Origin of the sequence: Bacillus cereus group sp. N12 (genome assembly GCF_016483575.1) — a bacterium.
Taxonomy (GTDB): Bacteria; Bacillota; Bacilli; order Bacillales; family Bacillaceae_G; genus Bacillus_A; species Bacillus_A toyonensis.
Genome location: NZ_JAEHBO010000136.1, coordinates 1 through 8008, shown reverse-complemented (window position 1 = coordinate 8008; position 8008 = coordinate 1). Strand labels below are relative to the sequence as shown.

Sequence of the window (8008 nt, the reverse complement as noted above, 5' to 3'; positions counted from 1 at the left end):
TACGTCTGTAGAGAGTTCTTCTAATAATAACTGTTTCCCAGATAACATGGACCATCACCTCTAGCACACTATAAACCTTTCCCGTAATTTCGTAAAAACTCAAAAAAGCCGATAACCTACTTATAAAATAGTAAGCTATCGACTTTATACACGTGTTTTATTCGTTTATAAATCCTAGAATCGACCGTATCCTAAGAAATGTTTTTTGTTGTATGAACTGTTAATATCACCGTACGCAATTCCTTTATCACTAGCATGAATCATTTGGCCATTACCAACGTAAATACCGATGTGAGATGGACCTGCTTTATAAGTACCTTGGAAGAATACTAAATCTCCAGGTTGTGGGCTACTTACTTTAGAAACTGAATTCCAGTAACCGTTAACGTCTTGACGACCTACACCAAAGATGTAAGAAATGAATCCACTACAATCAAAACCACCTTTTGATGGAGATGCACTTCCCCAAACATATGGCATACCTAAGTATTGTTGTGCTTTACCAATTACGCCACCCGCATTTGAAGCTGGAGCTGGCTCTGGTTGTTTCTTCTCTTGTTTAGGTGTTTCTTGTTTAGGTGCTTCTTGTTTAGGCTCTTCTTTTTGAGCTTGTCCACCGTTGTTCGCTGGTGCAACTTGTTGAGCAGGCGCTTGCACTTCTTTAGCAGCTTGTTCTGCTTGTTTTTGAGCAGCGGCTTCTTGTGCAGCTTTTGCTTGTGCTTCCTGTTCAGCCATACGTTGTAATTGTAATGCTTGTTTTTCAAGCTCTTTCAATTGATCTTCCGTACTTGTCATCGTCGTTACAACTGTATCCATTTTACCACTTAAATCGTTTACTGCTGTTTCTTTTTTCGCTTTTTCAGCGTCAAGTTCTTTCTTAGCAGTTTCAATTTGAGCTTGCGCTTCTTTTAATTCTTTTTGTTTTTCTTTTACTGTTGCAACATCCTTTTTCACGTTCGCTTGATCTTCTTGTTGTGTTTTCATGATATCTTCGTCAGACTCAAGAATTTTAGAAACAGAAGTTAAACGATCAACTAAATCTGCAACGTTTTTAGAGTTTACAAGAACTTCTGTTACAACGTTCGTATTCGGCTGTTCTTGAAGCGCAACTAAACGTTTTCTTAATAAATCTTCACGTTTTGCGATTTTCGTTTGTAGTTCCGCAATGTCTTTGTTTTTCTTTTCGATTAATTGCTCAGTATCAGCAACTTTTTTCGTTGTTTCATCAAGCTTTGAAGCATTTTCTTGAACAGACTTATCTAAACCTTGAATTGTTTTATTTAATTCGTTCATTTGTTTTTGTAATTCATCACGTTCTTGTTGTTGTTTATGTAAAGTGTCATTTTGTGTATTAATTTGTGATTTCACGTCAGAAATATTATCTTCTGCAAATGCATTTGGTGTTAATCCTGAAAACATTAACCCTGCAACTAATGCGCAAGACGCCATTTTTAGCTTTTTCATTTTATCTTTTACACCGCTTTCTTTTTCTTTTTTTCCGTATATAACCTATAAAATTTATACCATAATTCGGGTTTTTTTTTACCAATGTTACGCTTTTGTAAAACAAATGTAATATTATATGTGCATCTAGCGCAAAATACGTATATTTTTGTATGTATGTGTAGAATTTTTTAATTTTTCCTCATTGTTATAAACAAAGAAAAAACGCAAGGTGCCCCTTACGTTTTATTAAATATACGAATACAAATATAAATGAAATTGAAACGCTATTTCATCCATTTCTCAGCCCAATTTTGGACTTCATCCATAACACTTTCTAACGCTTTTCCTTTATCAGTTAAGCCATACTCGATTCGAACTGGTACTTCTGGATAAACATTACGAACTACAATGCCTTCGCTTTCCAATTCCTTTAAACGCTCTGACAACATACGATCGCTCATATTCGGTATAATATCTGCGATTTCTCTAAAACGTTTCGGCTCTTCTAGCAAAGATTTAATGATTAAGCCAGTCCATTTTTTACTAAGCAAAGTAAAAGCTGACTCAAACTTTGGACATAAACAAGAATTATGCTCCATATGTTTCACCTCTCTTCTATTATAATATAGTTTCTTGTAAAAAGTAAGTTATAAAACTTTCCTCATATTTTATTTTACGTACATTTTATCATTTCCAAATATTAACTTGTCAACTATACGTAACATTTCCGTAAAAAAACCCTCTTCAAAAAGAGAGCCTTTTCTATCTTATTACTTCGTATACCATCCAAGACCAAGTGCACCTTCACCTAAATGCGTACCAATTACAGCACCAAAATAACCCGTGCGAATTGCGACATGAGGATATTTTGCTTCTAATTCTTGCTTCCATTCATTCGCTTCCTCTTCACGTTGCGCATGAATGATAACTGCTTCCATAGGTACACCTTTACTTGCTTGTTCATCAAAAATTTCAACGATACGTTTTAGCGCTTTTTTACGTGTACGAATCTTTTCAAATGGAATAATGACTTTCTCTCTAAAATATAAAACTGGCTTCACTTGTAGCAAGCTACCGATGAAAGCTTGCGCACTATTTAATCTTCCACCACGTTGTAAATGATGTAAATCATCCACTACAAAATATGCGTCCATCGTTTGCTTCATTTCATCAAAACGAGCGATAATTTCTTCTGGTGTTTTTCCTTCACTTGCTAATTTCGCGCCTTCACGTACATAAAATCCTTGTACTTCACAACTAATTTCAGAGTCATACGTATATACTTCAATACCCTCTACCATCTGTCCAGCTGTCGTTGCTGTTTGGTATGTACCACTAATGCCACTTGAAAGATGAATACTAATAACTGCATCATATTCTTTAGATAATTCTTCGTATAACTCTAAAAACTTTCCAATCGCTGGCTGCGAAGTTTTCGGAAGTTCTTCCTGCTCACGTACTTTTACATAAAAATCATCTACTGAAATTTCAGCTTCTTCTTGATAAGATTCTGTTCCAAACACAACGTTTAATGGAATCATATATATATTTAGTTCGTCACGAATATGCTTCGGTATATATGCTGTACTATCAGTAACAATAGCTGTTTTCATTCTCGTACCTGCCTTATAAAAAATTTTTATCCCCTAATTTTACACGAAAACTAAAAAAGGTGCATCCATACATAAAAATACCGGTTGAGAATTATACTCAGCATCTCGACAAATTACAACAAAAAGATAAAATACTCATCAAAAATTTCAGCTTATTTATAAAAAATGTTTGAATATAAAAACGCCCGCTTTTAAAATGTAAAGTACTAGTCATTTTGACAGATAGGGGCGTATATCATTGTTATTACAATATTTAACAATAAAAGACTATGGCGAACACGAAATTGTCATTCAAAAATCAAGATTTATTTGTTATGTAAATAGAGCTACAACTGAAGAAGAAGCGCAGGCGTTTATACAAAAAATAAAAAAACAGCATTGGAATGCAACACATAACTGTTCAGCGTATTTAATTGGCGAACAAGATCAAATTCAAAAAGCGAACGATGACGGTGAACCGAGCGGCACAGCTGGTGTACCTATGTTAGAGGTATTAAAAAAACGCGGTTTAAAAGATACTGTTGTTGTCGTTACACGCTATTTTGGTGGCATTAAACTCGGTGCAGGTGGATTAATTCGCGCATACGGAAAATGTACAAGCGAAGGTATTAATCACGTCGGCATTGTCGAACGAAAACTAGTGCGGGTTATACAAACCGAGATTGATTACACTTTACTTGGCAAGCTAGAAAATGAATTACGCAATTCAAAATATGTCATTAAAGATATACATTATTTAGAAAATGTCACATTCGATACGTTTGTAGAAGAAGATGGAAAACAAGCATTCACAGATTGGATGATTGAATTAACAAATGGGAAATGTACAATTACAGAAGGAGATATGTTGTACTTAGAGCAAGATCTTATCTAAGAATAATGAAATTATCACCTTTAAAGATTAATGTAGTGAAGAACTTCTCTACAATGAACTAAGGAGATTATATATGGAAGAACGTTATCATCATCTCCAAAATCGCAGAATAAAAAAGAAGCGAAGAAGAAAACTTTTCTACTTCTTTATTTTCGCATTTTTATTTGGCAGTGTAGGAGTCTATATATTAAATTCCTACACTTCTCTTATGGGGATGTATAGTGGATTTAGTCGTGAAAAATCGGATTTAAGAACTAAAGATGTAGAAATTACAAAGCAACCTTTTACAATCCTCATTATGGGTATAGAAGATTATGCAACAGATGGTCAAAATGGGCGTACAGACTCATTAATGTTTGCGACAGTCAATCCGAAAACTCAAAGGATTTCACTTATGAGTATTCCTCGGGATAGCCGCGTTCCAATTGTTGGAAAGGACAAAGAAGATAAGATTAACGCTGCGCATGCTTATGGTGGAGAACAAATGGCAATCAAAACTGTCGAAGGTTTTCTAAAAGTTCCTGTAGACCATTATATTAAAATTGATTTCCAAGGCTTTAAAGGTATCGTTGATGCTGTTGGCGGTGTTACCGTTGATGTCCCTTTCGATTTTTGGGAACGCTCTGACGTGGATTACTACAAAAAAATCCAATTTAAGCAAGGGCAACAAAACTTAAATGGTGAAGAGGCACTCGCTTACGTCCGTATGCGAAAGCAGGATCCAAACGGCGATTATGGCCGAGCCGCTAGACAAAGACAATTGCTAGCCGCTGTTGCTCAAAAACTGAATTCTGCCTCTACTGTATTTAAAATTAAAGATTTAACGACTGTCGTTGGAAAATATATAAAAACCGACATTCCTATTTCAGACGGACTTGCTCTTTACAATAAACTTTCTGGTTTTGATCCTTCTACAATACAAACGTTAAAACTTGAAGGAGAAGACAAAAAAATAGGCGGTATTTATTACTTCCTTCCGGATCCAATCGGTGTAGAGACGGTACGTAATGAAATAGAAAAAGAACTAGGGGAAAAAGCAAAAACTCCAACAAATCCAAATACAAAAACCGATTCATCAAATCCTGACTCAAATTCTAACTCTAACGAAAAAGCAAAGAAAGAAACAAACCCGAACAAAACACCAACTGAGCCGCCCCCTTCCACAAATGCTCATGCAGAGTGGATTATGAGAAATCAGGAATAACAAAAAGAGCCAAATCTTATAAGATTTGGCTCTTTTTTATTTACTTATTAAAGTGTTGTAAAATTGATTCAACAATACGCTCTGATGCACGACCATCACCGTAAGGGTTAGATGCTTGCGCCATCTTATCATGAGCTTCTTTATCAGATAGTAACTCATCAGCAAGATTAAAGATTGTCTCTTCATCTGTTCCTGCTAATTTTAACGTACCTGCTTCAATACCTTCTGGGCGCTCTGTTGTATCACGTAGAACAAGAACTGGCACGCCAAGTGATGGTGCTTCTTCTTGAACACCGCCAGAATCAGTTAACATTAAGTATGAACGAGCTGCAACATTATGGAAATCAATTACATCTAGCGGCTCGATTAAATGAATACGGCTATGTTCTCCTAAAATATCATTTGCTGTTTCACGAACAACAGGGTTCATGTGAACAGGGTACACGACTTGCACATCTTCATGTTTATCAACAAGGCGCTTAATTGCACGGAACATATTACGCATTGGTTCACCTAAGTTTTCACGGCGATGCGCTGTCATCAGTACAAGGCGATCATTTCCAAGTTTCTCTAGTACCGGATGACTGTATGTTTCTTTTACAGTCGTTTTCAGTGCGTCAATCGCTGTATTTCCTGTTATGAAAATGCGTGACTCATCTTTATTTTCTCTCTGTAAGTTCGTTGCTGATTTCGCTGTCGGTGAGAAATGAAGGTCTGCCATTACACCTGTTAATTGACGATTCATCTCTTCTGGATATGGAGAATACTTATCCCATGTACGAAGTCCAGCCTCAACATGACCTACTGGAATTTGATTATAAAAAGCAGCTAAGCTAGCAATAAATGTTGTTGTTGTATCACCATGTACAAGGACGATATCAGGCTTTGCTTCTTTCATTACTTTGTCTAAACCTTCTAAACCGCGCGTTGTAATATCAATTAAAGTTTGACGATCTTTCATAATATTCAAATCGAAATCTGGCGTAATTCCAAAGATGCTTAATACTTGATCTAACATTTGACGATGTTGTGCTGTTACAGTCACAATTGATTCGATTTTTTCTGGATGCTTTTGCAACTCTAATACAAGAGGTGCCATTTTAATTGCTTCTGGACGTGTCCCGAAAATTGTCATTACTTTTAAACGTTCAGTCATTTTATTGCCTCTTTTCTCTCACTAGTTACAGTTTCTATTATGACGTATAAGAATAAACAAGGAACTTGCTCTTTTTATCGAATAGTAGCAACATGATTATTACAAACATTCTTTCGTCCCACTGAGTAGTAATCTATCCCTTGCTTTCTAGCATCCTCATTAGTATAACAATTTCTCCCATCAAATAGAATAGCCTCCCCCATAAGTTGTACATACTTTTCTAATGGATATGTTCGAATAGATTCCCATTCCGTTACGATAAAAACTGCACTCGCGCCTCTAATCGATTCATCTATACATTCAGCATATTGTATCGTCTTTCCAAATGTTTGTTGTACATGCTGAATTGCTTTCGGATCGTATACAACTACATCCGCACCTATATTAATCAATTCTTGTATGATAATAAGAGATGGTGCTTCTCTAATATCGTCTGTATTCGGTTTAAATGCTGCTCCAAGAACTGCAACCCGTTTCTTATTCATATTTATTACTTTTTTCGCTTTTTCAACTAATAACAACTGCTGCTTATTATTCACTTCAATGACCGCTTTTAACAAACGAAAATCATGAGAAACATTTCCTGCCATTTGTACAAGTGCTTTCGTATCTTTCGGAAAACACGATCCCCCATATCCAATGCCCGCCTGTAAAAAATGGGTACCAATTCTCTTATCCATCCCCATTCCTTTTGCTACATCTAATACATTTGCTCCTACCTTCTCACATATATTTGAAATTTCATTAATAAAGCTAATTTTTGTAGCCAAAAATGCATTAGACGCGTATTTAATCATCTCTGCACTCTTAATATCTGTAATATACGTTTGCAAGCATAATGCACTGTACAAATCCTCTACTTTCCGTGCAACTTTCTCATCATCCGCTCCAATTACAATACGATCACCATGGAAGAAATCATAAATACCGGAACCTTCTCGTAAAAACTCTGGATTCGATACGACATGTAATTTGTGCCTCCCTTGTAACTTCGCCTCAATCCATCCCTGCATCGCTTCATTTGTACCTACAGGAACTGTACTTTTCGTAACAACAATAATATCGTTATTCACGTACGTCCCAATATCCTCACACGCACGCTTAATATACGTTAAATCAGCTCTCCCATTTGCTAATGATGGTGTTCCAACCGCAATAAATATAAATTCAGCATTTTTAAAAGCTTTTAATATACTTGTTGTAAAAGTTAACTTTGCACACTTATACGCATCATGTATTAATTCATGTAAGCCACATTCATAAATAGGTAAATCCCCTTGTTTTATCCGTTCAATTTTTTCATAATCTATATCAAAACATGTGACCGAATGTCCCAGTTTTGCCAAACCTACTCCTGTAATTAATCCAACATATCCAGTACCAATTATCGTAATTTTCATTTCCCCTTCGCACAGGAATATACAATAGAAAATATACGAATACATAGAATTCTCCTGTGCTTCCTCCTCTCATATTAAAAATGAGAAAACATTTTACTTCTCTATTATATGAATTACCTTTTCCATACTTTTTTAAGTTTTTGTAAAATTACATAAGATAATATAAATTACCATATTTTAACACGAGACTTACTCATTTCTACGTGTAACACTTATAATACTGAAATAAAAATACTCACTATAGGAGAGGCGCGAAAATGGTCTATTATAAATACCAACAAACGCAACCTTCTTAAATGAGCTAACATTCTATAT

At 35.4% G+C, this 8008-nt stretch carries 6 protein-coding genes and 1 pseudogene; 2 read left to right on the top strand and 5 right to left on the bottom strand.

Going from position 1 to position 8008, the window contains the following annotated elements; translation table 11 throughout:
* Positions 1 to 174 precede the first annotated feature (174 nt).
* The 3 genes and pseudogenes from JDS92_RS28910 to JDS92_RS28900 all read right to left on the bottom strand — a co-directional run bounded on the left by JDS92_RS28910 (position 175) and on the right by JDS92_RS28900 (position 3059).
* Positions 175 to 1570 (bottom strand): annotated as a pseudogene (locus tag JDS92_RS28910) (C40 family peptidase).
* 160 nt (positions 1571 to 1730) lie between these two features.
* Positions 1731 to 2045 carry a winged helix-turn-helix transcriptional regulator gene (locus JDS92_RS28905; protein WP_000400852.1) on the bottom strand — a complete coding sequence of 105 codons (315 nt, stop codon included), beginning with the start codon at positions 2043 to 2045 and terminating at the stop codon, positions 1731 to 1733.
* 171 nt (positions 2046 to 2216) lie between these two features.
* Complete coding sequence (locus tag JDS92_RS28900; protein WP_000844773.1) at positions 2217 to 3059, bottom strand: DegV family protein; 843 nt, start codon at positions 3057 to 3059, stop codon at positions 2217 to 2219.
* Between the two features lie 238 nt (positions 3060 to 3297).
* Between JDS92_RS28900 and JDS92_RS28895 the strand changes: the two genes are divergently transcribed.
* Positions 3298 to 3933, top strand: a complete 636-nt coding sequence (locus tag JDS92_RS28895; protein ID WP_000926675.1) for a YigZ family protein — start codon at positions 3298 to 3300, stop codon at positions 3931 to 3933.
* A gap of 73 nt (positions 3934 to 4006) precedes the next feature.
* Positions 4007 to 5137, top strand: a complete 1131-nt coding sequence (locus tag JDS92_RS28890) for an LCP family protein (RefSeq protein WP_097954043.1) — start codon at positions 4007 to 4009, stop codon at positions 5135 to 5137.
* A gap of 40 nt (positions 5138 to 5177) precedes the next feature.
* On the opposite strand, the gene wecB is transcribed toward JDS92_RS28890, so the two are convergent.
* Positions 5178 to 6293, bottom strand: coding sequence for a non-hydrolyzing UDP-N-acetylglucosamine 2-epimerase (wecB, locus tag JDS92_RS28885; RefSeq protein ID WP_000140136.1), 1116 nt, complete (start codon positions 6291 to 6293; stop codon positions 5178 to 5180).
* A 74-nt stretch (positions 6294 to 6367) separates the two neighbouring features.
* Positions 6368 to 7738, bottom strand: a complete 1371-nt coding sequence (locus tag JDS92_RS28880) for a UDP-glucose dehydrogenase family protein (RefSeq protein WP_199632969.1) — start codon at positions 7736 to 7738, stop codon at positions 6368 to 6370.
* Positions 7739 to 8008 lie beyond the last annotated feature (270 nt).

Excerpts from the sequence above, each read along its gene's own strand:
- JDS92_RS28890 (WP_097954043.1), top strand. The coding sequence starts at position 4,007 with ATGGAAGAACGTTATCATCATCTCCAAAATCGCAGAATAAAAAAGAAG.
- wecB (WP_000140136.1), bottom strand. The coding sequence starts at position 6,293 with ATGACTGAACGTTTAAAAGTAATGACAATTTTCGGGACACGTCCAGAA.
- JDS92_RS28905 (WP_000400852.1), bottom strand. The coding sequence starts at position 2,045 with ATGGAGCATAATTCTTGTTTATGTCCAAAGTTTGAGTCAGCTTTTACT.
- JDS92_RS28900 (WP_000844773.1), bottom strand. The coding sequence starts at position 3,059 with ATGAAAACAGCTATTGTTACTGATAGTACAGCATATATACCGAAGCAT.
- JDS92_RS28880 (WP_199632969.1), bottom strand. The coding sequence starts at position 7,738 with ATGTATTCGTATATTTTCTATTGTATATTCCTGTGCGAAGGGGAAATG.